The sequence below is a fragment of the Micromonospora sp. NPDC048999 genome, assembly GCF_040649295.1.
Taxonomy (GTDB): Bacteria; Actinomycetota; Actinomycetes; order Mycobacteriales; family Micromonosporaceae; genus Micromonospora.
In genome coordinates, this window is record NZ_JBEZFI010000006.1 from 37,905 (window position 1) to 62,370 (window position 24,466).

Annotated in this window: 23 protein-coding genes and 1 riboswitch; of the genes, 16 read left to right on the forward strand and 7 right to left on the reverse strand. The window is 73.0% G+C overall.

Annotated features, from left to right (window positions below; genetic code table 11):
* Positions 1 to 201: 201 nt before the first annotated feature.
* A complete protein-coding gene (locus AB0C02_RS10790; RefSeq protein WP_357543453.1) occupies positions 202 to 666 on the forward strand; it encodes a GNAT family N-acetyltransferase in 465 nt (154 codons plus the stop codon).
* Between the two features lie 71 nt (positions 667 to 737).
* Here AB0C02_RS10790 and AB0C02_RS10795 read toward each other — a convergent pair whose 3' ends face one another.
* The gene (locus AB0C02_RS10795) at positions 738 to 2,858 is read right to left on the reverse strand and encodes a glycogen debranching N-terminal domain-containing protein (protein WP_357543455.1); all 2,121 of its coding nucleotides are present in this window, start codon (positions 2,856 to 2,858) and stop codon (positions 738 to 740) included.
* Positions 2,859 to 3,004: 146 nt separating this feature from the next.
* Between AB0C02_RS10795 and AB0C02_RS10800 the strand changes: the two genes are divergently transcribed.
* The 4 genes from AB0C02_RS10800 to AB0C02_RS10815 all read left to right on the forward strand — a co-directional run bounded on the left by AB0C02_RS10800 (position 3,005) and on the right by AB0C02_RS10815 (position 7,360).
* Positions 3,005 to 3,994 carry a LacI family DNA-binding transcriptional regulator gene (locus tag AB0C02_RS10800; protein ID WP_357543457.1) on the forward strand — a complete coding sequence of 330 codons (990 nt, stop codon included), beginning with the start codon at positions 3,005 to 3,007 and terminating at the stop codon, positions 3,992 to 3,994.
* Between the two features lie 27 nt (positions 3,995 to 4,021).
* Positions 4,022 to 5,269 carry an extracellular solute-binding protein gene (locus AB0C02_RS10805; protein WP_357543459.1) on the forward strand — a complete coding sequence of 416 codons (1,248 nt, stop codon included), beginning with the start codon at positions 4,022 to 4,024 and terminating at the stop codon, positions 5,267 to 5,269.
* Between the two features lie 74 nt (positions 5,270 to 5,343).
* Positions 5,344 to 6,465 (forward strand): sugar ABC transporter permease, encoded by a 1,122-nt coding sequence (locus AB0C02_RS10810; protein ID WP_357543461.1) that lies wholly within the window; start codon positions 5,344 to 5,346, stop codon positions 6,463 to 6,465.
* A 1-nt stretch (position 6,466) separates the two neighbouring features.
* Positions 6,467 to 7,360 carry a carbohydrate ABC transporter permease gene (locus AB0C02_RS10815; protein WP_357543463.1) on the forward strand — a complete coding sequence of 298 codons (894 nt, stop codon included), beginning with the start codon at positions 6,467 to 6,469 and terminating at the stop codon, positions 7,358 to 7,360.
* Positions 7,361 to 7,364: 4 nt separating this feature from the next.
* On the opposite strand, the gene AB0C02_RS10820 is transcribed toward AB0C02_RS10815, so the two are convergent.
* Complete coding sequence (locus AB0C02_RS10820; RefSeq protein WP_357543464.1) at positions 7,365 to 7,946, reverse strand: GNAT family N-acetyltransferase; 582 nt, start codon at positions 7,944 to 7,946, stop codon at positions 7,365 to 7,367.
* A gap of 35 nt (positions 7,947 to 7,981) precedes the next feature.
* Here AB0C02_RS10820 and AB0C02_RS10825 point away from each other — a divergent pair, with 35 nt between their 5' ends.
* Complete coding sequence (locus AB0C02_RS10825) at positions 7,982 to 9,280, forward strand: glycosyltransferase 87 family protein (protein ID WP_357543466.1); 1,299 nt, start codon at positions 7,982 to 7,984, stop codon at positions 9,278 to 9,280.
* On the opposite strand, the gene AB0C02_RS10830 is transcribed toward AB0C02_RS10825, so the two are convergent.
* Positions 9,179 to 9,730, reverse strand: a complete 552-nt coding sequence (locus tag AB0C02_RS10830) for a GNAT family N-acetyltransferase (protein ID WP_357543468.1) — start codon at positions 9,728 to 9,730, stop codon at positions 9,179 to 9,181. The genes AB0C02_RS10825 and AB0C02_RS10830 overlap by 102 nt on opposite strands.
* A gap of 69 nt (positions 9,731 to 9,799) precedes the next feature.
* Between AB0C02_RS10830 and AB0C02_RS10835 the strand changes: the two genes are divergently transcribed.
* From AB0C02_RS10835 to AB0C02_RS10855, 5 genes are all read left to right on the forward strand, one after another.
* Positions 9,800 to 11,029, forward strand: coding sequence for a crosslink repair DNA glycosylase YcaQ family protein (locus AB0C02_RS10835; protein ID WP_357543470.1), 1,230 nt, complete (start codon positions 9,800 to 9,802; stop codon positions 11,027 to 11,029).
* Positions 11,026 to 11,583: a DUF2752 domain-containing protein gene (locus AB0C02_RS10840; RefSeq protein ID WP_357543472.1), complete on the forward strand. Its 558-nt coding sequence runs from the start codon at positions 11,026 to 11,028 to the stop codon at positions 11,581 to 11,583. The genes AB0C02_RS10835 and AB0C02_RS10840 overlap by 4 nt, the downstream gene beginning before the upstream one ends.
* Before the next feature lie 102 nt (positions 11,584 to 11,685).
* Positions 11,686 to 12,423 (forward strand): FAD-dependent thymidylate synthase, encoded by a 738-nt coding sequence (thyX, locus tag AB0C02_RS10845; protein WP_357544522.1) that lies wholly within the window; start codon positions 11,686 to 11,688, stop codon positions 12,421 to 12,423.
* A gap of 53 nt (positions 12,424 to 12,476) precedes the next feature.
* Positions 12,477 to 13,403, forward strand: a complete 927-nt coding sequence (dapA, locus tag AB0C02_RS10850; protein WP_357543474.1) for a 4-hydroxy-tetrahydrodipicolinate synthase — start codon at positions 12,477 to 12,479, stop codon at positions 13,401 to 13,403.
* A gap of 52 nt (positions 13,404 to 13,455) precedes the next feature.
* Positions 13,456 to 15,144 carry a ribonuclease J gene (locus AB0C02_RS10855; RefSeq protein ID WP_357543476.1) on the forward strand — a complete coding sequence of 563 codons (1,689 nt, stop codon included), beginning with the start codon at positions 13,456 to 13,458 and terminating at the stop codon, positions 15,142 to 15,144.
* Positions 15,145 to 15,156: 12 nt separating this feature from the next.
* Here AB0C02_RS10855 and AB0C02_RS10860 read toward each other — a convergent pair whose 3' ends face one another.
* Both AB0C02_RS10860 and AB0C02_RS10865 read right to left on the reverse strand, forming a co-directional pair.
* Positions 15,157 to 16,749, reverse strand: coding sequence for a YbjN domain-containing protein (locus AB0C02_RS10860; RefSeq protein ID WP_357543478.1), 1,593 nt, complete (start codon positions 16,747 to 16,749; stop codon positions 15,157 to 15,159).
* The gene (locus tag AB0C02_RS10865; RefSeq protein ID WP_357543480.1) at positions 16,746 to 17,225 is read right to left on the reverse strand and encodes a YbjN domain-containing protein; all 480 of its coding nucleotides are present in this window, start codon (positions 17,223 to 17,225) and stop codon (positions 16,746 to 16,748) included. The genes AB0C02_RS10860 and AB0C02_RS10865 overlap by 4 nt, the downstream gene beginning before the upstream one ends.
* A gap of 112 nt (positions 17,226 to 17,337) precedes the next feature.
* On the opposite strand from AB0C02_RS10865, the gene AB0C02_RS10870 reads away from it, so the two are divergent.
* Complete coding sequence (locus tag AB0C02_RS10870) at positions 17,338 to 19,818, forward strand: DNA translocase FtsK 4TM domain-containing protein (protein WP_357543482.1); 2,481 nt, start codon at positions 17,338 to 17,340, stop codon at positions 19,816 to 19,818.
* 11 nt (positions 19,819 to 19,829) lie between these two features.
* Here the strand turns inward: AB0C02_RS10870 and AB0C02_RS10875 are convergent, their stop codons facing one another.
* Together AB0C02_RS10875 and AB0C02_RS10880 are read right to left on the reverse strand one after the other, a co-directional pair.
* Complete coding sequence (locus AB0C02_RS10875) at positions 19,830 to 20,075, reverse strand: hypothetical protein (protein WP_357543484.1); 246 nt, start codon at positions 20,073 to 20,075, stop codon at positions 19,830 to 19,832.
* Positions 20,076 to 20,159: 84 nt separating this feature from the next.
* Positions 20,160 to 20,474: an SMR family transporter gene (locus AB0C02_RS10880; protein ID WP_357543486.1), complete on the reverse strand. Its 315-nt coding sequence runs from the start codon at positions 20,472 to 20,474 to the stop codon at positions 20,160 to 20,162.
* A gap of 56 nt (positions 20,475 to 20,530) precedes the next feature.
* A riboswitch (guanidine-III (ykkC-III) riboswitch) is annotated at positions 20,531 to 20,595 on the reverse strand.
* A gap of 95 nt (positions 20,596 to 20,690) precedes the next feature.
* Here AB0C02_RS10880 and AB0C02_RS10885 point away from each other — a divergent pair.
* The 4 genes from AB0C02_RS10885 (at position 20,691) to AB0C02_RS10900 (ending at position 24,445) form a co-directional block, all read left to right on the forward strand.
* Positions 20,691 to 21,611, forward strand: coding sequence for an ornithine cyclodeaminase family protein (locus tag AB0C02_RS10885; RefSeq protein WP_357543488.1), 921 nt, complete (start codon positions 20,691 to 20,693; stop codon positions 21,609 to 21,611).
* A 60-nt stretch (positions 21,612 to 21,671) separates the two neighbouring features.
* Positions 21,672 to 23,168, forward strand: coding sequence for a 30S ribosomal protein S12 methylthiotransferase RimO (rimO, locus tag AB0C02_RS10890; protein WP_357543490.1), 1,497 nt, complete (start codon positions 21,672 to 21,674; stop codon positions 23,166 to 23,168).
* A 65-nt stretch (positions 23,169 to 23,233) separates the two neighbouring features.
* Complete coding sequence (gene pgsA, locus AB0C02_RS10895; protein ID WP_357543492.1) at positions 23,234 to 23,815, forward strand: CDP-diacylglycerol--glycerol-3-phosphate 3-phosphatidyltransferase; 582 nt, start codon at positions 23,234 to 23,236, stop codon at positions 23,813 to 23,815.
* 87 nt (positions 23,816 to 23,902) lie between these two features.
* Entirely contained in the window at positions 23,903 to 24,445 is a 543-nt protein-coding gene (locus AB0C02_RS10900; RefSeq protein WP_357543494.1) for a CinA family protein, read from the forward strand.
* The last annotated feature ends 21 nt before the right edge of the window (positions 24,446 to 24,466 follow it).

Consider the following 24,466-nt stretch of genomic DNA (forward strand, 5'->3'; position numbering starts at 1 on the left):
TCCGGCCGGACCCCCTTCACCGGCCGCCGGAAACCCGGCGTCATCCGGCCGGACCCCCTTCACCGGCCGCCGGAAACCCGGCGTCATCCGGCCGGACCCCCTTCACCGGCCGCCGGAAACCCGGCGTCATCCGGCCGGACATCCTTCGCCGGCCGCCGAAACCGTTCGTCGGCCGGCCGGGTCGCGTCTAGGCTCACCTTCATGATCAATTCTGGGCTGTGCGACCGTGCCGGCCGGCGGGTGACCCTGCGGCCGGTCGACGACGACAACTGGCGGGCCGTGGCCGACGTCGCACCCCGCGACGACCAGCGCGCCTGGGTGCCGGCCCTGGCCGCCCGCTACCTGCTGCTGACCATGCGCTCGGACGTGTGGACCTCGCTGGCCGTGTACGCGGACGAGACGGTGGTCGGGCACGTCATGTGGGGCGTGGACGACGACGGTTCGCGTTGGATCGGCGGCATGGTGATCGACGCCGCCGAGCAGCACCGGGGCGTCGGCCGGGCCACCGTACGCACCCTCGCCGACTGGCTCGCCACCCAGGGCCACCCGATCCGCCTCAGCTACCACCCCGACAACACCCAGGCCGCCGCCCTCTACCGCTCCCTCAACTTCCACCCCACCGGCGCCATGGAAGACGACGAACTGGTCGCCGAACTACCCCGTTGATCAAGGAGTTTGCGTCGCGGAGGAGCCAGGTTCTGACGCGAACTCCTTGATCAACCGGGTGGGGCCAGCGGTCAGGAGGTGGGGGAGGGGGTTTCGGCCGGCGTCCGGGGGGTGGGGATGGGCGGGGTGGTCGACACGGTCAGGTTGGCAGGGAGGCCGGTGACCGTGGGGTGGCCGGCGCGGTCGACGTCCACGGTGACCGGGGTGCCGGCGATCCGCAGGCCGTCGACGGCGAGCGCGCCCAGCTCGGGGCCGGCCAACGGGCGTACCTGCACCCGGCCGCCCGGCACGTCGGGGTAGAGGCCGACGCCGGCTTGGAGCAGCGTCACCGCGGCCGCCGCCGACCACGCCTGCGGGCGGCACGCCGCCGGGTACTCGACCGGGCGGCCGAGCGCCGCCCGGTCATCGCCGCCGTACAGCTCGGGCAGGCGGTAGTCGAACGCCTCGGCGGCACCGAGCAGGCCGTCGGCGAGGCGCAGCGCGGCCTCGGCGAAGCCGGCCCGGGCCAGCCCGTCGAGCGCGATCGCGGTGTCGTGCGTCCAGATCGAACCGCAGTGGTACGACAGCGGGCTGAACCCGGCGTCGTCGGTGGACATGGTGCGTAGCCCGAAGCCCCCGGCCAGCGTCTCGGTGGACAGCAGCGCCGCCACCTGTGCCGACTCGTCGTCCGACAGCAGCCCGGTGCCGAGCAGGTGACCGATGTTGCTGGTCAGCGAGTCGACAGGGCGCTTGTCCCGGTCCAGCGCGAGCGCGGGCTGCGGGCCGTACCGGCCGTCGACCCAGAACGCGGCGCGGAACTGTCGGGCGAGCTGGTCGGCGTGTTCGCGCCAGCGGTCGGCGCCGGGACGGCCGAAGGCGTCGAGCAGGGCGGCCCCGTTCATCGCCGCCTGGTACGCGTACCCCTGCACCTCGGACAGCACGATGGGCGACTGGGCCAGCCGGCCGTCGCGGAAGCGGATCGAGTCGCCGGAGTCCTTCCAGCCCTGGTTGGCCAGGCCGTGGCCGGTGGTGTCGATGTACTCGACGAAGCCGTCGCCGTCGGCGTCGGCGTGCTCGCCGAGCCAGCGCAGCGCCGCCTCCAGGTGCGGGAGCAGGGGCTCGACCTGGTCGGCGGGCAGACCCCAGCGCCAGGCGTCGTGCAGCAGGTTGACCCAGAGCAGGGTGGCGTCGACCGTGCCGTAGTAGGCGGGCGGCAGCCGTAGCTCGTGGGCGGGCAGGGCGAACTCGTGGCGGCGCAGCTCGTGCAGAATCTTGCCGGGCGCCTCGCCGGTGGCCGGGTCGGTCTTGGTGCCCTGCCGGCGCGCGAGGACCCGCAGCGTCCCGGCGGCCAGTCCGGTGCCGAGCGGCAGCATCATCCGGGCGGCCCAGAGGCTGTCCCGGCCGAACAGGGTGAGGAACCACGGCACCCCGGCGCCGAGGAAGACGTCCTCGGGATGGGCGGGATCGGTCAGCCGCAGCCCGCGCAGGTCGGCCAGGGAGCGGTCGAGGAGCCGGACCAGGCGGCGGTCGTCGGCGCGTACCTCCGGCACGGACCAGTCCGGGGCGGCGGGCGGGGCGGCCACGACGGCCTTCGGGTCGGTGACGGCGAGCCGCCAGCGCAGCGTGACGGATCCGCGCGGGGGCAGCTCGACCGGCCAGCTGAGTCGGGGGGCGACGGCCCGGTCGCCGGTGGCGTCGACGGTGGCCGCCTCGCCGGTCACCGTGACGATCAGGCCCTCGGCGGCCCACTCGATGCGGCCGGGCTCGCCGGCCTTGGCCTCCAGCGGTGATCCGCTGTTACCGGATTTGACCAGCTCGATCGGGGCGAGGTCGCAGCCGAGGTCGACGCTGACCGTGGCCTGGACCGGGACGGCGGCGGTGGAGGAGACGTGCAGTTCCTCGGTGACGCCGTGCGGGCCGGCCTGCCGGGTCCGGTCGATGCGGACGGTCGGGTCGGCTCCGGGGTCGCCGAGCCAGCGGGCCAGGGTGACGAAGCGGGCCCCGTGCGGGCCGGCGGGGCCGCGGGTCACCGCCTCCGGCTCCCGGTCGTCGACCCGCAGCTCGGCGCGGGAGAGCACCCGGGCGTCGGCGTGGAAGACGCCCTGGACGCCGCTCGGCCGGATCTGGCCCGCCGCGTCGCCCAGCGCGCTGGTGGGGGCATGGACCACCCCGACCAGGTCGTGCAGCAGGGGTTGCAGGTGGCGTTCGGACACGGGGAACTCCTGGGGGGCTGATCGGTGGGCCGGACGTCTTGACAGATGCGGCAGGCCCGGTGCAAAGTGCGAAACATTCCAGAAACTTGAACGATCTAATCCTGCCGCATCGGGGTTGGATCGTTCAAGGTGGCGAGAGGGATTACGTGGCAGAAAAGGTGACCATCGCGACGGTGGCCCGGCACGCCCAGGTGAGCCGGCAGACGGTCTCCAACGTGCTCAACGCGCCGCACATCGTCCGCGAGGAAACCCGGCGGCGGGTGCAGGAGGCGATCGCCGTGCTCGGCTACCGGGCCAACCAGGCCGCCCGGCAGATGCGGACCGGGCGCTCCCAGCTCATCGCCGTCCGGATCGAGCCCACCCAGGACGGCATCAACGGTTCGGTGCTCGACCGTTTCCTGCACGGGCTCACCGAGACCGCCGAGGCCGCCGGCTATCGGGTCCTGCTCTACTCCGCCACCGGTGACGACCACGAGATCGCCACCTTCGACGACCTGCTCAGCGCGTACGACCTGGACGGGTTCGTGCTCACCGGCACCGACCACGGCGATCCGCGTACCGCCTGGCTGGCTGAGCGGGGGGTGCCGTTCGTGACCTTCGGTCGGCCCTGGGACGACCCGGAGTCACACCCCTGGGTCGACGTCGACGGCGCCGACGGCACCGCCCAGGCGACCCGGCGGCTCCTCGAGGCCGGCCACCGCCGGATCGCCTTCATCGGCTGGCCGGAAGGCTCCGGCGTGGGCGACGACCGGCGTGCCGGCTGGCGTACCACCATGGCGGCGGCCGGCCTCGACGGCGCCGCACTGAACCGCGAGACCGAGGACGGCATCACCCACGGCGAGCGGGAGATGCGCGCCCTGCTCGCCGCCGACGAGCCGTCGACGGCGGTGGTCTGCGTCAGCGACTCACTCGCTCTCGGCGCGCTCCGGGCCGTCCGCGACACGGCGGTCCCCGTCGCGGTCACCGGTTTCGACGACACCCCGGTGGCCGCCGCGATCGGGCTGACCAGCGTCAGCCAGCCGCTCGCGGCCGCCGCCGCGCGCTGCGTCGAGCTGCTCACCGGCCAGCTCGACGGGCAACCGACCGACCCTCATGTGCTGCTCTGTCCCACGCTCGTGCTCCGGCACACCGCGTGACCACACACCCCCAATCAGGAGAATGAGATGACACCTCGGACCCTCACCCGGGCAGCGGTGGCCGGACTCGCCGCCGTCGCCCTCTTCGGCTCCGCCGCCTGCGGCAGCGGCTTCGACGACTCCGCCAAGGACACCAAGCAGTCCAGCGGCCCGGCCGACCTCCAGATCATGATCGGCTCCTCCGGCGACGCGGAGACCAAGGCCGTGCAGGACGCCGCCGCCAAGTGGGCGAGCAGCTCCGGCAACACCGCCACCGTCACCCCGGCCCAGGACCTCGTCCAGCAGCTCGGCCAGGCCCTGGCCGGTGGTACCCCGCCGGACGTCTTCTACGTCGACGCCGGTCGGTTCGCCGACTACGCCAGCGTCGGCGCCCTCGAACCGTACGGTGACAAGATCAACAACTCGAACGACTTCTACGAGAGCCTGCGGAACGCGTTCACCTACGACGGGAAGTTCTACTGCGCGCCGAAGGACTTCTCCACCCTGGCCCTGCAGGTCAACACCGACCTGTGGGCGAAGGCCGGGCTGACCGACGCCGACCTGCCGACCACCTGGGAGCAGCTCACCGCCGTCAGCCAGAAGATCAAGGCGAAGGGCATGGTGCCGCTGGCCATCGGTGACACCCGGGACCGCATCGGCGCCTTCCTGGTGGAGAACGGCGGCTGGTGGACCAGCAAGGACGGCAAGCAGCCCACCGCGGACACCCCGGAGAACCTGGCCGCCCTCGAGTACGTCAAGACGCTGCTCACCAGCGGTTACGCGAAGTTCCCGAAGCAGCTCGACGCGGGCTGGGCCGGTGAGGCGTTCGGCAAGGGCAAGGCCGTGATGGCCATCGAGGGCAACTGGATCAAGGGCGCCCTGCAGAACGACTTCCCGACCGTGAAGTACAAGGTCATCGAGATGCCCGCCGGGCCGACGGGCAAGGGCACGCTCTCCTTCACCAACTGCTGGGGGATCGCGGCCAAGAGCAAGTACAAGGAGCAGGCGATCAAGTTCGTCGAGGCGATGACCGCCGGCGACCAGCAGATCACCTTCGCCAAGGCGTTCGGCGTGATGCCGTCCCGGCAGTCCGTCAGCGACCAGTACTCCCAGGCCTTCCCGGCCGACCAGGCGTTCATCGGCGGCGCCGCGTACGCCCAGGGCCCGGTGAACGCCCCGAAGATGGACAGCGTCCTCAGCGACCTCGACGCCGGCCTGCAGGGCCTGGCCAACGGCGACCCGAAGCAGATCCTGCAGAACTTCGACAAGAACTTCAAGGCCGCGCTCGGCGGCTGAGGCTGAGCGCGGCCGGAGGGCCCGGTGCACACCGGGCCCTCCGGCCCGCCTTCGACGGAAGGGAGGGGATGGCGATGGACGCGCTCGCCACTACGGCGACCGCGCCGACGACCGGCCCGGCGCGCCGCCAGCGACGGGGTGGCGGCATCCGGAGCAACGAGCAGATCGCGGGCTGGCTCTTCGTCGCGCCGGTCATCGTGATCCTCGGGCTCTTCCTGCTGCTGCCGATCCTGATGGCGCTCTGGGTGAGCCTCACCGGCTGGAACGGGCAGGGCAGTCCGTTCACCGCCGACGTGCCGTTCGTCGGCGCGAAGAACTACACCCGGCTGTTCACCGAGGACGGGCTGGCGCGCCGGGACTTCATGACCAGCATCCGGAACAACCTCTACTACGTGGCGGTGGTGGTGCCGACCCAGACGGTGCTCGCCCTCGGTCTCGCCCTGGTGGTCAACAACCGGATGCTGAAGGGGAAGACCTTCTTCCGGACCGCGTTCTACTTCCCCTCGGTCACCAGTTCGGTGGCGATCAGCGTGGTCTTCCTCTTTATGTTCACCAACGGCGGCGCGGTGAACGCGCTGCTCCGCGTCTTCGGCATCGACGGGCCGCAGTGGTTCTCCGACTCCCGTGGGGTGCTGCACCTGCTGCTCGGCGCGGTCGGCGTGGACTCGCCGCCCGCCGCGTTGACCAACGGCGGCCCGTTCGGGCTGACCTGGTGGGACTGGCTCGCCGGGCCGAGCGTCGGGATGACCACGATCATCAGCCTGGTGATCTGGACCACCTCGGGCACCTTCATGCTGATGTTCCTCGCCGCGCTGCAGAACGTTCCGGTGTCGCTGGAGGAGGCCAGCACCATCGACGGGGCGAACCGCTGGCAGCGGTTCCGGCACGTCACCCTGCCGATGATCAAGCCGACCATGTTTCTGGTGCTCACCCTCGGCCTGATCGGTTCCTGGCAGGTCTTCGACCAGGTCTATGTGATGAGTCAGGGCGACCCGGCCAAGACCACGCTCACCCCGGCCTACCTGTCGTACCGGGCCGCGTTCCGGGAGTTCGACTACGGCCGAGGTGCGGCGATCGCGTTCGTTCTCTTCCTGATCATCATCGTCTTCACCCTGATCCAGCGCCGGGTGGTGGCCGACCGGGACAGGCCCCGGCGCGGCCGGTGGTGGCGGCGGCGCGTTTCTGAGGAGTCCTGACATGGACGTGCTGACCCAGCGGCCGCCGGTCGAGGCGGCGTCCGGGCGCCGCGGCGCCCGCGCCGCCCGCACCCTGGTCAACAGAATCCTCGGGTACGCCATCCTGATCTTCTTCGGGCTGGTCTTCCTCTACCCGTTCGTCATCCAGATCGCCAACTCGCTCAAGACCGAGCCGGACGCGGCGGCGAACGGGCTGTCGCCGATCCCCGATCCGGTGACACTGGCCGCCTTTGAGCGGATCTTCGGCGGCACCAATTTCCCGCTCTGGCTGGGCAACTCGGTGCTGGTCACGGTGCTGGTGACGGTGGGCCGGGTGTTCTTCGACTCGCTGGCCGGCTACGCCCTGGCCCGCCTGCGGTTCCGCGGCCGGGCCGGGCTCTTCGCCGCGATCATCGCGGTGATGGCCGTCCCTGGCGTGGTGCTGCTGATCCCGAAGTTCCTGGTACTCAAGCAGCTCGGCCTCTACGACAGCTACAGCGGCCTGGTCGTGCCGCTGCTCGCGGACGCCGCCGGCGTCTTCATCATGAAACAGTTCTTCGAGTCGGTCCCGGTCAGCGTGGAGGAGGCGGCCCGGATCGACGGCGCCGGCATCTTCCGCACCTACTGGTCGGTGGTGCTGCCGATGGCGAAGCCGGCCCTGATCACGCTGACCATCCTGTCGTTCCAGGGTTCCTGGAACGAGTTCCCGCACAGCCTGGTCGCGGTGCAGAGCCCGGACCTGTTCACCCTGCCCCGGGGCCTGGCCGACCTGTTCAGCGGCTCGCTCGGCAAGGGCAACCAGTATCCGCTCAAGCTCGGCGCGGCGCTGCTGGCCACCATCCCGGTGGCGGTCCTCTTCGCGATCTTCCAGCGGTACTTCGTCCGTGGCGCCAACGAGGGCACCGACAAGGGCTGACGGCTCAGCTCTCCGCCGACGCCTCGGTAGGCACGGCGACGTGCAGCCGGAGCTGGGGGACCAGCATGTCGTCGACATCGATGGCGCGGGCGGCGGCGTCCGGCTCCCAGCCGGTCGAGGTGAGGAACTTCCGGGTCGCCGCGTCCGCGTCGAACGCCCAGGCCACCGCCCGGGTGAAGCCATCCTCCCGCCAGTGGTCGACGACGGCCGCGAGCAGCCGGCTGCCGTGCCCGCGCCGGCCCCAGCGCGGCTCGACCAGCAGGTCGGTCACCGCGACCACCCCGTCGCCGAGCGCGTCGGCCGGTTCACCCGGCGCGAGCGCCTCGGCGTCGGCCGGACCGGCCGCCACGAACCCCACCAGATACGATTGTTCGGCCTGTTCGACGGCGACCAGCACCCGGTGCGCGCCCGAGGGCGGCTCCTGCACCGCCGCGCTCCATCGCCGGGCGAGGTAAGCCTCGTCCAGGTTGTCGAGCACGTGACGGGGCAGGATCCGGCGGTACGCGACCCGCCAGGTAGCGAGCTGGATGCGTGCGATCTCGCCCGCGTCCTCCGGACGCGCGGGGCGGACGTACCCGAGTGCCATGGCACGTGAGCCTACGCAGGGCGAGGGAGACGACGGTGGCGCAGGGTGCCAGGCGGACGATCACGCAGGTCGTCGCCGTGGTGGTGCTCGCCGTCGCGGTGGCCGCCTTCCTGTCGGAAAAGGCCGTGCGGCACGAGTTCTTCGACCTCAAGGTCTACCACGGCGCGCTGACCTGGTGGGTGCACGGCGGGGAGATCTACGACTTCCTCAAGCCCGGCAGCCCGTACGGCTTCACCTACCCGCCGTTCGCCGCGTTGGTCATGCTGCCGATGGTCTTACTGTCGTGGCAGGTGGCGACCATGGTGAGCCTGGTCGCCACGGTGGTGGTCAGCATCGTGGTCATCTGGTGGCTGGTCGACCCGATCGCCCGCCGCTGCGGCTGGACCCGTTGGTTCGCCCTCGCGGTGGCGCTCTGCCTGGCCGCCGCCTACGAGCCGATGCGCGAGACGGTCAGCTTCGGCCAGGTCAACATGCTGCTGCTCTTCGTGGTGGCGGTGGATCTGCTGCGGTGGCTGCCGGCGGGCAGCCGGTGGGCCGGGGCGGGCGTCGGACTGGCCACCGCGATCAAGCTGACCCCGGGCATCTTCATCGTCTACCTGCTGGTCACCGGGCGCTGGCGGGCCGCGTTCACCGCGATGGGCGCGGCGGCCGGGGCCACCCTGCTCGCCGGCGCGCTCTTTCCGGACGCCTCCCGCGAGTTCTGGACCTCGGCGTTGTGGAACACCGACCGGGTGGGCGAGCTGGCGTTCGTCTCCAACCAGTCGCTGCGCGGGGTGCTCGCCCGGCTGGACCCGGCACACCCGCGCAGCGTCGCCTGGCTGGTGCTGGTGCTCGCCACCCTGGCCGCCTGGGTGTGGCGCTCCCGCGCCGCGTCGGCCGCCGGCGACGAGGCCGTCGGCTTCGCCCTGACCGGCATCACCATGTGCCTGGTCAGCCCGGTGACCTGGGTGCACCACCTGGTCTGGCTGCTGCCCGCGCTGATCCTGCTGGTCGACAACGGCATGGCGGCCCCCGCGCGAAGCGGCCGCCGCCCGATCCTGCTGGCCGCCGCGACCATCGGGTACGTGTTGCTGATCAGTCGGATCATCTGGCGGTTCGACGAGGACTTCGGCGGGGTGACCGGCTTCCTCGGCAGCAACACGTACGTCTGGATCAGCCTGGGGCTGCTGCTCGGCCTGCCGATCCGCCACCCGGCCACGCCGGCCCGTGGCGCGCCCGCCCAGCGGCGTACCTCAGCCGTCGAGACGGGCGGCGTAGCGCAACTCCCGCAGCCGCACCGGGTCGCGTCCGCCGGACAGCGGCACCGGATAGGTGCTCTCGGCACCGTCCGGTGACAGCCCGGCCCGCTCGTAGAAGCGGCGGGCCCGGGCGTTGTCGGCGAGCACCCAGAGCCGATAGTCCGTCCAGTCCCGTTCGGCCAGGCCGCCCCGGGCTGCCGCCAGCAACTCGCGGCCGGTCCCGGTGCCCCAATACGCCGGCTCGACGTACATCGCCAGGATCTCGCCGTACCGGTGGTCGAGGTCGTCGCGGTCCTGGTTGTTCCGGTACGGGCCGAAGGTGGCGAACCCGGCGACCACCCCGTCGACCTCGGCGAGCAGGGTGACGAACGGGTGCGCCGGGTCGGCGGTGCCGAGGTCCCGGCGGCGCTGCGCCCAGGCGGCCGGATTGAGCCGGCGCAGCACCTCGTCCGGCATGATCCCGGCGTACCCGGCCTGCCAGCCGTGCACGTGCACCCGGGCGATCGCCTCGGCGTCGTCCGGCCCCTCGCGACGGATGGTGGGCATCTGTCCGTTCTACGCCCCAGCGGCCCGGCGGGTCCAGCGTGTCGCACCCTTGAATTAGGGTGCCCGACGATGGCCGCACCGGATTCGCTCTCGCTCGCCCAGGCCCGCCGGGTCGCCCTGGCCGCCCAGGGCTTCGCCGACCCGCCACCCGCCGGGGTGCCCACCCGCCGGCACCTGCGCCGGGTGCTCGACCGGGTCGGGCTGATCCAGATGGACTCGGTCAACGTCCTGCAGCGGGCCCACTACCTGCCGCTCTACAGCCGGCTCGGGCCCTACCCGACCGAGCTGCTCGACACCGCCGCCTACCGGCGCCCCCGGGACCTGTTCGAATACTGGGGGCACGAGGCGTCGCTGATCCCGGTCGGTCTGCAGCCGGCGCTGCGTTGGCGGATGGCCCGAGCCCGGGACGAGGCGTGGGGCGGGATGCGCCGGATCGCCCAGGAGCAGCCCGAGCTGGTCGCCCGGGTCCGCGACGAGGTGGCCGCCCGGGGGCCGCTCACCGCCGCCGAGATCGAGCATGACGCGCCCCGGGTGACGGGCCACTGGGGGTGGAACTGGTCCTCGGTCAAGCGGGCACTGGAGTTCCTGTTCTGGGCCGGCGAGGTGACCGCGGCCGACCGCACCACCTCGTTCGCCCGCCGCTACGACCTGCCCGAGCGGGTGCTGCCGGCCGCCGTGGTGGACGCGCCCACCCCGGCCGACGCCGACGCGCACCGCGCCCTGGTGGCGGTCGCCGCCCGGTCGTTGGGCGTCGCGGCCGAGCCGGAGCTGCGTGACTACTTCCGGCTGCCGCTGGCCGGGGCCCGGCGGGCGATCGCCGAGCTGGTCGAGGCGGGCGAGCTGACCCCGGTCGAGGTGCAGGGCTGGCGGCAGCCGGCCTACCTGCACGCGCAGGCCCGGCTGCCCCGCTGGGTCCGCGGCAACACCCTGGTCAGCCCGTTCGACCCGCTGGTCTGGGAGCGGGCCCGCGCCGAGCGGCTGTTCGGTTTCACCTACCGGATCGAGATCTACGTGCCCGCCCCGCAGCGGGTGCACGGCTACTACGTGCTGCCCTTCCTGCAGGGCGAGCGGTTCACCGCCCGGGTCGACCTGAAGGCCGACCGGAAGGCGGGGGTGCTGCTGGTGCCGGCCGCCTGGGTGGAGCCGGGGGCCGACCCGGGGGAGACCTCGGTGGCGCTCGCCGCCGAGCTCTACCGGCTGGCCGGTTGGCTCGGCCTGGACGCGGTCACCCCGCCGGTCGCCGGCGATCTGGCGCCTCCGCTGGCCGCCGCGCTGGCCAGCGTGGCGGGTGTACGGTGAGCGTCGTGACGAGCGTTGACCGGCCGGCCGCCGCACCCGACCCGCAGCCGAGCCCCGACCCCGGGTCGACGCCCTGGCCCGACGGAGTGGCATACCAACCGGTCGAGCCGGACCGGTTCACCCGCTTCGTGTTGCGGCTGCATGCCCGCGCCCCGCGCTGGGCGGTGCCCCTCGCCGCAGTGGGCTGCGTCGGCCTGGGCATGGCGTACGCGCTGCTGAGCAACCCCACCCACAGCGCCCCGGATGCCGCGCCGACCTGCCTGCTCAAGCTCACCACCGGGCTGGACTGCCCGGGTTGCGGCGGCACCCGAGCCCTCTGGTACGTACTGCACGCCGACCTGCCGGCCGCCGCCCGGCACCATTTCCTCTTCGTCTTCGCGCTGCCCTTCCTGGCGTACCTCTTCGTCGCCTGGGCGGGTAACCAAGCGTTCGGCTGGCGGCTGCCGGAGCTGCGGTTCAGCCCGAAGGTGCTCGGCGGCTTCCTCGTCGCGTGGCTCGCCTTCTCAGTGGCCCGCAACCTGCCCTGGGCCCCGTTCACCTCGCTCTACGTCTGACCCGCCCCGCCCGGCGCGGGGCAGCTCGTGCGGCGTCTCACGTCGGCGTGCCCGAGTTTCGTCGGAGGCCCACCGGCCACTACAGTCGCAGGAATGCCGGACATGGTGCAGCCCCAGGTCAAGCTCATCGCGTGGACCCAGTTCCAGGCCCCGGACGAGGTGCCGTGGTCGACCGACGCGGAGGGCGGTCAGGCCCTCGCCGAGTTCGCCGGCCGGGCCTGCTACCAGAGCTGGAAGAAGCCGAACCCGGCCACCGCGACCAACGCCGGCTACCTCGCGCACATCCTCGACGTCGGCCACCTGAGCGTGCTGGAGCACGGCTCGGTGAGCTTCTACTTCAGCGGGGTCTCCCGGTCCTTCACCCACGAGCTGATCCGGCACCGGCACTTCTCGTACTCCCAGCTCTCCCAGCGGTACGTGCCGGAGCGGGACGCGGCCATGGTCGAGCCCGCGGTGATCGCCGAGGACCCGGAGCTGCACAAGAAGTTCGTCGAGGCGACCGACGCGGCTGTGCGGGCGTACACCGAGCTGTTGGCGGGCCTGGAGGAGCGCTTCACCGACGAGCCCAACCCGACGCTGCGCCGCAAGCAGGCCCGGCAGGCGGCGCGGGCGGTGCTGCCCAACGCCACCGAGACCCGGATCGTGGTCACCGGCAACTACCGGGCCTGGCGGCACTTCATCAAGATGCGGGCCACCGAGCACGCCGACGTGGAGATCCGTGAGCTGGCCGTGGAGTGCCTGCGGCAGCTCCAGGAGGTCGCGCCGAACGTCTTCGCCGACTTCGTGATCTCCACCCTGCCCGACGGCACCGAGGTCGCGGCCAGCCCGCACGTCGAGTGACTCCTGCGCCCTTCGCCGCCGGGCCCCCGGTGGTCGTCCGCTAGGTTGTGAACATGACGCACGACCACCCTGCCGCTCCCGACCGGGACGCGTCGCGCCCGTTCGGGCGACTGATCACGGCCATGGTGAGCCCGTTCACCGCCGACGGGTCGCTCGACCTGGACGGCGCCGACCGGCTCGCCCGGCACCTCGTCGACGAGCAGGGCAACGACGCGCTGGTGCTCAACGGCACCACCGGGGAGTCCCCGACCACCACCGACGCCGAGAAGGAGGCCCTGATCCGGGCCGTGGTGGAGGCGGTCGGCGACCGGGCCCGGATCCTCGCCGGGGTCGGCACCAACGACACCCGACACACCATCGAGCTGGCCGCGCAGGCGGAGAAGGCCGGCGCGCACGGCCTGCTGGTGGTCACGCCGTACTACAACAAGCCGCCGCAGAGCGGCCTGCTGCGGCACTTCACCGCGGTCGCCGACGCCACCGGCCTGCCGATCATGCTGTACGACATCCCGCACCGGGCCGGCACCGCGATCGCCACCGACACCCTGCTGCGGCTGGCTGAGCACGGCCGGATCGTCGCGGTCAAGGACGCCAAGGGCGACCTCGCCGCCAGCTCCGAGGTGCTCGCGCGCAGCGACCTGGCCTACTACAGCGGTGAGGATTCGCTGACCCTGCCCGCCCTCGCGGTCGGCGCGGTCGGCGTCGTCGGCACCTCGACGCACTTCACCGGGATGCTGACCAAGCAGATGATCGAGGCGTACGAGGCGGGCGACGTCGGCACCGCCCTCGCCCTGCACCGGCGGCTGCTGCCGCTGTACACCGGCATCTTCCGTACCCAGGGCGTGATCCTGGTCAAGGCGGGTCTGGCGGCCAAGGGCCTGCCGGCCGGCCCGGTGCGCCCGCCGATGGTGGACGCCACCGCCGACGAACTGGCCCAGTTGCGCGCCGATTGCGCGGCGGCGGGCCTGGCACTTCCCGAATGATCGAACGACACGACGGACGCCGGGCGACGGCGTCGCAGAATGAGGTGGACGCGTGACCGAGGCGCACATCGAGGGTGAACTTCCCCCGCCGCTGCCGGAAGGCGGCCTGCGGATCATTCCGCTCGGCGGACTCGGCGCCATCGGCCGGAACATGACCGTCTTCGAGTACGACGGCAAGCTGCTGATCGTCGACTGCGGGGTGCTCTTCCCCGACGTCGAGCAGCCGGGCGTGGACCTGATCCTGCCCGACTTCGGTCCGATCCTGGACCGGCTCGACGACGTCCAGGCGATCGTGCTCACCCACGGGCACGAGGACCACATCGGCGCGGTGCCGTACCTGCTCGCCCACAAGACGGACATCCCGCTGGTCGGCTCCCAGTTCACCTTGGCCCTGGTCGAGGCGAAGCTGGCCGAGCGGCGGATCCAGCCGTACACGTTGACCGTGCGGGAGGGGGAGCGAGAGCGGCTCGGCCCGTTCGAGTGCGAGTTCTTCGCCGTCAACCACTCCATCCCGGACGCGCTCGCGGTGGCCATCCGCACCGGCGCCGGCCTGGTGCTGCACACCGGCGACTTCAAGATGGACCAGCTTCCGCTGGACGGCCGGATCACCGACCTGGCCGGCTTCGCCCGGCTCGGCGCCGAGGGCGTGGACCTGCTGCTGTCGGACTCCACCAACGCGGAGATCCCCGGCTTCGTCACCCCCGAGCGGGAGATCGGCCCGGTACTGGACTCGATCTTCGCCAAGGCGCGCGGCCGGATCATCGTCGCCTCGTTCGCCTCGCACGTGCACCGGGTGCAGCAGGTCTTCGACTCGGCCGTCGAGCACGGCCGCAAGGTGGCGCTGATCGGCCGGTCGATGGTCCGCAACATGGGCATCGCCCGCGACCTTGGCCTGCTCAACATCCCGCCCGGCCTGGTGGTCGGCCTGGAGGAGGCCACCAGCCTGCCGCCCGAGCAGATCGTGCTGATGTCCACCGGCTCGCAGGGCGAGCCGATGAGCGCGCTGGGCCGGATGGCCAGCGGCGACCACCGGCACATCACCATCGCCCCCGGCGACACCGTCGTGCTGGCGAGCTCGCTGGTGCCCGGCAACGAGACCTCGGTCTACCGAGTGATCAACCGGCTGGCCCGGGCCGGCGCGGTGGTGGTGCACAAGGATGTGGCCAAGGTGCACGTCTCCGGTCACGCCCCCGCCGGTGAGCTGCTCTACCTGCTCAACGTCACCCGCCCGAGCAACCTCATGCCGGTGCACGGCGAGTGGCGGCACCTGCGGGCGCACGCCCGGCTCGGCATCGAGTCCGGCGTCGCCCCGGACCGGGTGGTCCTCTGCGAGGACGGCGACGTCGTCGACCTGGTCGACGGGCGGGCCAGCCTGGTCGGCCACGTGCAGAGCCGGTACGTCTACGTCGACGGCCTCGCCGTCGGTGACGTCAGCGAGTCGTTGCTCACCGAGCGCCGGATCCTCGGCGACGGCGGCTTCATCGCCGCCACCGTGGTGGTCGACTCGGTCACCGGCAAGGTGGTCGGCGGCCCGACCGTCTCCGCGAAGGGCTTCTCCGAGGACCCGGAGGCGTTCAACCCGGTCGTCCCGCTGGTCACCGAGGCGCTCAACCGGGCCGCCGCGGACGGCATCACCGACCCGCACCAGCTCCAGCAGATCGTCCGGCGCGTTGTCGGGCGCTGGGTCAACGACGCGTACCGGCGGCGGCCGATGATCGTCCCGACGGTCGTCGAGGTCTGACCCGGCGGCCGGTCAGGGCAGCGCGGCGACCGCCTCGGCGTACGCGGCCCCGGTGCTGGCCGCCGCCGTCACCAGCACGACGAGCTGCGCCGGGGCCACCCCGTGCGTCAGGTCGGTGGTGACGTCGGCGGCCAGCACCAGCGTCCCGTCGCCGGGATCGTGCACGTACGCCGCCGGCAGCAGCCGGTCGTGGTTCCACGCGTTGCAGAACGCGTACGCCTCGGCGCGGCGGGCGGCCGGCAGCCGGCGGGTCGCCACCGCCCGGGCGTGCAGGATCTCCCCCTGCTGCCCGAGCCGCCGGAACTGGATCACCGCCTCGCCCCAGCGGCCCACCACGGTGCCGTCCGGCGCCACCGCGTAGCCGTCGCCGCGTACGTCGAGGGCGGCGGTGAGCAGCGTCAGGGTGAGCGGGACCGGCTCCTCCTCGCCCGGCGGGCCCGGCTCGGCCGGGTCGTCATCGGGCCAGTCGTCGACGTCGTCCTCGGCGGGCAGCGGCACCGGGTCGGCGAGCGGTCGTTCCGCCAGCCAGGAGGCGATCCGCCCGGACTGGTGCCCGGTGCCGTTACGGGCGTCGAAGCTGCCGGCCAGCTCGGTGGCGAGCACCTGGAGCTGGCCGCCCAGCGTGGCCACCTCCACCTCGGTCGCCGGCCGTGGCCCGTGCCCCGGGCGGTGGATGCGCCGGTCGCCGAGCCCGGCCTCGACGGCCAGCCCGCAGAGCAGCGCGCCCGCCGCGGCGAACTCCATGGCGGACAGGTCGTCGGCGGGCTGGTCCAGTCTGGGCAGTTGCTCGGCCAGCAGGCCCAGCCCACGGTCCAGGTGCCCGCCGAGCGCGCAGTAGCGCAGATGCGCGGCGAGCACCGGGAACGCCGCCCGCTCCCGGCGGTGCCGGCGGTAGGCCCATACGTGAGCCCGGGCGGCGCGTGTGACCTCGCCGGTGCGTAGCCAGGGCAGCAGTGCCGCCGCGAGGGCCCGTTCCGGCTGGTCGGTGCAGCCCACCTCGCCGTCGAGCACCGGCCGCAGCGCCGTCAGGGCCGCCCCCGGCTCACCCCAGCCGGCCAGCAGCTCGGCCCGCCGCGCCGGCGCGCAGCCGGGGCAGCCGGCGACGGCGTCGGTCGCGCCGGACCGGTCGTCGTGCCAGCGGGCGTACTCCCGGCGGGCGGTGGGCTCGTCGCCGAGGTGGTCGGCGAGTCGGCTGCGCAGCTCGGCCACGGGCTCGGCGTCCGGACCGAGCCGGTCGGCCAGCCCGTCCATCAGGGACCGGGCCTGGTCCAGACTGATCCGTGGGGTGCCGAACACCGCCTCCACCGCCTGCCGCTGGTGCCGGTGCAGCTGTTCCGCGTCGCCGGGGCGGCCGTCCAGCAGCCCGGGCGTCCGGTCGAGCGCGGCCAGGCTGCGGCGCACCGGCTCGACCAGCCGCCACCGCTGGCCGAGGTGCAGGTACGCCTCCATCAGCGCGAACCGTGCGGCCAGCCCGGTACGCGGGTCGTCGGTCGCGTCGGCCCGGGCGGCGATCCGCTCCAGCTCGGCGCAGCGGGCCTCGCCGTCGGGCAGGTCCCGAGCGTCGGCGAGGGCGTCGGCCAGGCCGCGGTCGCGGGAGGTGGTCACCGGACCGACCCGCCGGGCAGGCGGCTCACGGCTGCGGCGAGCTGACAGCCGGTGGTGATGCCGCAGTCGATGAGCTGGTCGAGCTGGTGTGGGGTGACCCCACGCTCCAGGTCGGTGGTCACCTCACCGCAGACCTGGGCCAGCCCGTCGTCGGCGACGTGCACGAACGCCTTCGGCCAGAGCCGGTCGTGGTTCCAGGAGTTGCAGAACGCGTACAGGTCGGGGACGCGCTCGATGCCGAAGCGGTGCGCGGCGACGGTCCGCACCTGCAGCAGCTCCTCGGCGACGCCCCGGCGGTGGAACCAGATCAGGCCCTGCTCCCAGCGGCCCACCAGATCGCCGTCGGGGTCCTCGGCCACCGCGTACCCTCGGTTGGCCAGCACGGCGGCGATCAGCTCGCCGGTCAGTGGCCGCAACGCCTGCGGGGGCCCGGCCAGGGGGCCGTCCGGACCGTCCTCGATCTCCGGCGACGCCATCGGCCACCCCTTCTGAGGCGAATAACACAGACTGCGCCGTGGTCCGTGCTGCGACGCGCGGACACGACCCGGAAAGCGGCGATCCGTCGGGTCCCGCCGTTACGGTGACTCTATGGCGGGCCGTACCTCTCAGGCGAGCCGGCGGCGCGGCGCGTCGCCGCGTGGCACCACGAACAGCCGTGCCCGTCAGCCGGCGAAGAAGGCCACCCGGGCGACGCCCCGGCGGCGGACCGCGGCCCGGCCGAGCCCGGCGGCGTACGTCGGCCGGGCGGTCGGTGCCCTGTGGATGGGCGTCGCGCACGGCCTGGGCTGGGCGGTCCGCGCCGCCGGACGGCACGCCGCCTCGGCCCGTGACCTGGATCCGGAGCATCGCCGCGACGGTGCCGGGTTGCTGGTGTTCGGCCTCGCCATCCTCAGCGCGGTGGGTATCTGGTTCGGCGGCGCCGGGCCGGTCGGCGCCCGTCTCGCCGACACCGTGCGGCTCTTTCTCGGCGCGGTCGCGATCGTGGTGCCGGTGCTGCTGATGGTCGGTGCCTGGCGGCTGCTGCGTACCCCGGGCGATCCCGCGCACCGCGGGCGTGGCCTGGTCGGCTGGGGCTCGATGCTGCTCGCCACCGCGGCAATGCTGCACATCGGACAGGATCCGGTCGACGGGGGACAGCGGGACTACGCGGGTGGACTGCTCGGCGCGGGCGTGGGCGACCTGCTGAAAGCGGCCGTCACCGCCTGGGTGGCGGTGCCGCTGCTCGTCCTGCTGCTGGTCTTCGGCCTGCTGGTGGTCACCGCGACCCCGATCAACAAGATCCCGGAGCGGCTCGGGCTGCTCGCCGGCAGCCTGATCGGGGCGCCGGCCACCGACGACGCCGAGGCCGAGGCGGAGCCGGAGCCGAAGCCGGCCCGCAAGCGGCCGGCCAAGCGTCTCCCCCCGCCGCTGGATCCGGCGGACCCGGACGGCGACCTCGACGACCCCGACGACCTCGACGGCGTTGATCTGCAGGACACCCTGGTGTTGCCGCGCAAGCGGCCGGCGAAGGTGCCGGCGCGCCGCAAGCCGGCCGAGCCGCCGGAGCACTCGCCGCTGCCCACCCGGGCCGAGCAGCTCGCGCTCACTGGGCTGGCCGGCGACTACACGCTGCCGCCGGCAAACATGCTGGGCAGCGGTGCCGCGCCGAAGACCCGGAGCAAGGCCAACGATGAGGTGATCGCCGCGCTGACCGGCGTCTTCGAACAGTTCGACGTGGACGCGGCGGTCACCGGCTTCACCCGTGGCCCGACGGTCACCCGCTACGAGGTCGAGCTGGGCCACGGCGTCAAGGTGGAGCGGATCACCCAGCTGTCCCGCAACATCGCGTACGCGGTCAAGTCGCCGGACGTGCGGATTCTCAGCCCGATCCCGGGCAAGAGCGCTGTCGGCGTGGAGATCCCGAACACCGACCCGGAGAACGTGGCGCTCGGCGACGTGCTCCGCTCGCGGGCCGCCACCGGCAACCACCATTCGATGGTGGTGGCGTTGGGCAAGGACATCGAGGGCGGCTACGTGGTGGCCAATCTCGCGAAGATGCCTCACATTCTCATCGCCGGGGCCACCGGCGCGGGCAAATCCAGTTGCCTGAATTCTCTGCTTGTGTCCATTTTGACCCGGGCGACTCCGGACGAGGTGCGGCTGCTGCTGATCGACCCGAAGCGGGTCGAGATGACCGGCTACGAGGGCATCCCGCACCTGGTCACCCCGATCGTGACAAACCCGAAGAAGGCGGCCGACTCGCTGGACTGGGTCGTCCGCGAGATGGACATGCGTTACGACGACCTCGCCGCCAACGGGGTCCGGCACATCGACGACTTCAACCGCAAGGTACGCACCGGCGAGATCAAGGCCCCGCCGGGCAGCGAGCGGGAGCTGCGACCGTACCCGTACCTGCTGGTGATCGTGGACGAGCTGGCCGACCTGATGATGGTCGCGCCGCGCGACGTGGAGGACTCCGTCGTCCGGATCACCCAGCTCGCCCGGGCCGCCGGCATCCACCTGGTGCTGGCCACCCAGCGGCCCTCGGTCGACGTGGTCACCGGTCTGATCAAGGCGAACGTGCCGTCCCGGCTGGCCTTCGCCACCTCCTCCCTGGCCGACTCGCGGGTCATCCTCGACCAGCCGGGCGCGGAGAAGCTGCTCGGTCGCGGTGACGGCCTCTTCCTGCCGATGGGGGCGTCGAAGCCGCTGCGGATCCAGGGCGCCTGGGTGACTGAGCGCGAGATCCAGGACGTGGTGAAGTTCTGCAAGGACCAGCGCGAGCCGGAGTTCCGCGCGGACGTGCTGACCGTGGCGCAGGACAGCAAGAAGAAGATCGACGAGGACATCGGCGACGACCTCGACCTGCTGGTGCAGGCGGTGGAGCTGGTGGTCACCTCGCAGTTCGGTTCCACGTCGATGCTGCAGCGCAAGCTGCGGGTCGGTTTCGCCAAGGCGGGCCGGCTGATGGACCTGATGGAGACCCGGGGCGTGGTCGGGCCGTCCGAGGGGTCGAAGGCCCGCGACGTGCTGGTCAAGCCGGACGAGCTGGAGGAGGTCCTGGCCGGCCTGCGCGGCGGCGACGACTGAGCCACCGGGAATCAGGAGCGATAGATCGCATACCCGATGACTATGCCGATCACGGCGCCGACCACGCTCGCCCCGGCGGCCCACCAGCCGAGCGGCTTGTCGCCGAGCACCGCGCCGACGATGCCGAGCACCAGGCCGACCAGGCCGAACAACGGCGGCAGGAAGAAGATCGCGATGACCGCGAAGATGAACGCGATAATCGTGCAGACGCGCGCCGCACCGCTTCGCGGCCGGGCGGTGGCGTGGCGGTCGGCCATGGTGTCCTCCGTGAGGTCGGCGCAGCGCGGGAAGTCATCCGCGTAGGCCGCATACCCGGCTCACCGTCGGGATCACGCCAAGAATCAGCTGAAGAGCTTGAGGCCGACCACGCCGGCGACCACCAGCAGCAGACAGGCGATCCGGGGGAGGCTGGCCGGCTCGTCCAGGGCGAGCATGCCGACCAGCGCCGTGCCCACCGCCCCGATCCCCACCCAGACCACGTATCCGGTGCCGACCGGGATGTCGCGCAACGCGTACGCCAGGCCGGCCATGCTCGCCACCAGCGTGACGACGAAGACGAGGGAGGGGAGAGGGCGGCTGAAGCCGGCGCTGCGGTCGAGGGCGATCGCCCACGCGGTCTCCAGCAGCCCGGAGAACACCAGCACGATCCAGGCCATGAGGGTCACCTCTGCGGGTGGGCCCGGCCGCCAAGGCCGGGACGGGTGGTTTGTCTCGCGGGGCGTCTTGGCCTGACCGGGTACGCCCACCACTCGTCCGGGGCGGCAGTGCCGCCGCAGCCGACCGTAGCACCGCCGCCCGATGGTCGGCCGACGCGGTGAGAAAGGCCACCAAGGCTGGAGTTGACGTCAACTTGAAGTTGGACCATGGTCGGCATGACCCTGCTCTACTCCGACGGGGATGTCGCCGCCCTGGACGCCCCGTTCACCGTCGCCGCCATGCGGGACGCATTGCTGGCCGCGTACGAGGGCCGGCTGGTCGCTCCGCCGCGGGCGGCCGCCCCGTTGGGCGGAGGGCGGATGGTGCTCACCGCCGGCCACCTCACCGGCCAGTGGTACGGCTACCGCTCCTACGACACCTTCGGGCTCCCCGAGAGCGAGCAGCTGGTCGTGCTGCACGACGCGTGCAGCGGGGCGGTCCGGGCGATCGCGGTCGGCGAGGAGCTGGGTTCCCGGCGTACCGGGGGACTGGGCGGGGTGGCCGTCGACGCCCTCGCGCGCCCCGACGCGGCCACCCTCGGGGTGGTCGGCTCCGGCCGCCAGGCGTGGACCCAGGTCTGGGCCGCCGCCGCGGTCCGCCCGCTGCGCGAGGTGACCGTACACAGCCGTTCGGCGGCCCGCCGGGAGGCGTTCGCCGCCCGGGTCCGTGCCGAGCTGGGCGTGCCGGCCCGCGCGGTCGGTACGGCCGCCGAGGCGGTCCGCGGCCGGGACGTGGTGGTGCTCGCCACCACCAGCACCACACCGGTGCTGGCCGCCGCCGACCTTGCCCCGGGCACCCACGTCAACACGGTCGGTTTCAAGCAGGCCGACCGGCACGAGTTCGGCACCGACCTGCTGGACGCCGCCGACGTGCTGGTCACCGACTCGCCGGCGCAGGCCGCCGCGTACGCGCCGCCGATGCTCGCCGCCGTCGAGCCGTACGCCGGGCGGCTGCGCGACCTGGGCGCGGTGCTGGCGGGGGCGGTTCCCGGCCGGACCGGCGCGGACCAGATCTCGGTCTTCTGCTCGACCGGCCTGGCCGGCACCGAGGTTTTCCTGCTCGACCGCCTGGCCCGGGTGGGCGCCACGCCCCGCTGACCCGTGGCCCGCGTGGCGGCCCGCCCGCGTGGGCCCACCCGCGCGGCCCGGTACCCTCGGATGGTGTCTGCCACCTCCCCTTCCCACAACAGCCGCCGCGTCGCCCTGCTGACCCTGGGCTGCGCCCGTAACGAGGTCGACTCGGAGGAGTTGGCCGCCCGGCTGCACGCCGACGGCTGGCAGGTGACCACCGACGGCGAGGGCGCCGACGTGGTGGTCGTGAACACCTGCGGCTTCGTGGAGAAGGCGAAGCAGGACTCGATCCAGACGCTGCTCGCCGCCGCCGAGACCGGCGCCAAGGTGGTCGCCGCCGGCTGCATGGCCGAGCGTTACGGCCGCGAGCTGGCCGAGAGCCTGCCCGAGGCGCAGGCGGTGCTCAGCTTCGACGACTACCCGGACATCGCCGCCCGGCTGGACGCGGTGGTGGCCGGGGAGGCGCTCGACGCGCACACCCCGCGGGACCGCCGCGAGCTGCTGCCGCTCACTCCGGTCAAGCGGCGGGACGCGGCGGTTTCGCTGCCCGGCCACGGCACCCCGACGCGGGTGGCCGCCGAGACCGACGAGCACACCCCGGCGCACCTTCGGCAGGTGCTGCGGCACCGGCTCGACACCGGCCCGGTCGCCTCGCTCAAGCTGGCCAGCGGCTGCGACCGGCGCTGCGCGTTCTGCGCCATCCCGGCGTTCCGCGGCGCGTTCGTCTCGCGTACGCCGGACGAGCTGCTCGCCGAGGCGGAGTGGCTGGCCAAGACCGGCGTCCGCGAGCTGGTGCTGGTCAGCGAGAACTCCACCTCGTACGGCAAGGATCTGGGCGACCCCCGGGCGCTGGAGAAGCTGCTGCCGCAGCTCGCCGCGATCGACGGGATCGTCCGGGTCCGGGCGAGTTACCTCCAGCCCGCCGAGACCCGGCCCGGCCTGGTCGAGGTGATCGCCACCACGCCCGGCGTGGCCGCCTACTTCGACCTGTCGTTCCAGCACTCCAGCGAGGCGGTGCTGCGCCGGATGCGCCGTTTCGGCTCCACCGACCGGTTCCTGGAGCTGCTGGCCTCCGCCCGCGCGCTGGCCCCGGAGGCGGGCGCCCGGAGCAACTTCATCGTCGGATTCCCGGGCGAGACCCGGCAGGACATGGCCGAGCTGGTCCGGTTCCTGACCGAGGCGCGGCTCGACGCGATCGGCGTGTTCGACTACAGCGACGAGGACGGCACCGAGGCCGCCGGCCTGCCGGGCAAGGTCTCCGCCGCCACGATCAAGCGGCGGTACGACAAGCTCAGCGCGCTCGCCGACGAGCTCTGTTCGCAGCGGGCTGAGGAGCGGCTCGGCTCGACGGTCGAGGTGCTGGTCGACTTGGTCGCCGACGGCGTGGTCGAGGGCCGGGCGGCCCACCAGGCACCCGAGGTGGACGGCTCGACCACCCTGGTCGCGCCGGACGGCGGCGGGGTCGATCTCGCCGCGCTGCGCCCCGGCGACCTGGTCCGGGCCACGGTCACCGCGACCGAGGGTGTCGACCTGATCGCGGTGCCGGATGAGATGATCTCGGCGGCGCCCGGCGCGGCACGGTGACGACGGGGCCGAGCAAGGCAGGGGAGCCACGTGGTGCGGTGCGAGGTACGCCGCGGAGTGCGGAGATGACCGGGGCGGAGCCGACGGTGGCGCCCCCGGTTCCGCTGCTCAACGCGGCGAACGTGCTGACCGCGGTGCGGCTGCTGCTTGTTCCGGTCTTCGCGGCCACGGTGGCGACCGGCGGGATGATCCATGCCGGCTGGCGGACCGCCGCCTGCCTGATCTTCGTGGTCGCCTCGGCGACCGACCTGGTGGACGGCTGGATCGCCCGCCGATGGGGATTGATCACCTCGCTCGGCAAGGTCGCCGACCCGATCGCCGACAAGGCGCTCACCGGCGCGGCTCTGGTGCTGCTCTCGTGGTACGACCGGCTGCCCTGGTGGGTGACCGCGGTGATCCTCCTTCGTGAGCTGGGCATCACCGGGCTGCGGTTCTGGGTAATCCGGCACGGGGTGATCGCGGCCAGCCGGGGCGGCAAGCTCAAGACGGCGCTCCAGATCCTCGCCATCACCTGGTACCTCTGGCCGATGCCGGCCGCGGTGGCCGTCGTCGGCCCGTGGATCATGGGGGCGGCGGTCGTCGTCACCGTGTTGACCGGTTTCGACTACATCGCCCAGGCCTTCCGCCTGCGTCGTCCCACCCGCTGACCCCGGCCGGCGCGGCGACGACCCGCGACGGACGGGTCGGCGGGCAGGATGAGTAGGGCCGGCGGCAGCGGCGAAGAGAGGATCGGCATGACGGATGCGCGGCACGAGCGGCCGGTCGGCAGCCCGGCGGCGGGAGTGGTGCACCGCCTGTCGCTGCGGCGCGAGACCCTCGCGACCGTCGAGTCGCTCACCGGCGGGCTGCTCTCCGCCTCGATCGTGGAGATCGCTGGGGCGAGCGGGGTCTACCGGGGCGGCCTGGTGGTCTACGCCACCGAGCTCAAGTCGCAGCTCGCGGGCGTACCGGAGGATCTGCTCGCCGAACGTGGGCCGGTCGACCCGGACGTGGCCGCCGCGCTCGCGGAGGGTGGGCGGCGCCGCTGCGGCGCCGACTGGGGGCTGGCCACCACCGGTGTGGCCGGGCCGCAGCCGCAGGACGGCAAGCCGGTCGGCCTGGTGTACGTCGCGGTCGCCGGTCCCGGCGGCACCCGGGTGAGCCGGCTCGACCTCGACGGTGGCCGCGACCACATCCGCTCGGCCGCGGTGATCGAGGCGCTGCGGTTGCTGACCGAGCGGATCCACGTGGCCGCCGGGGCCGATGACCCCGACCGGGCCGCGGCGGGCCGCCGATGAGCGGTCGGGCGACACGCCCGA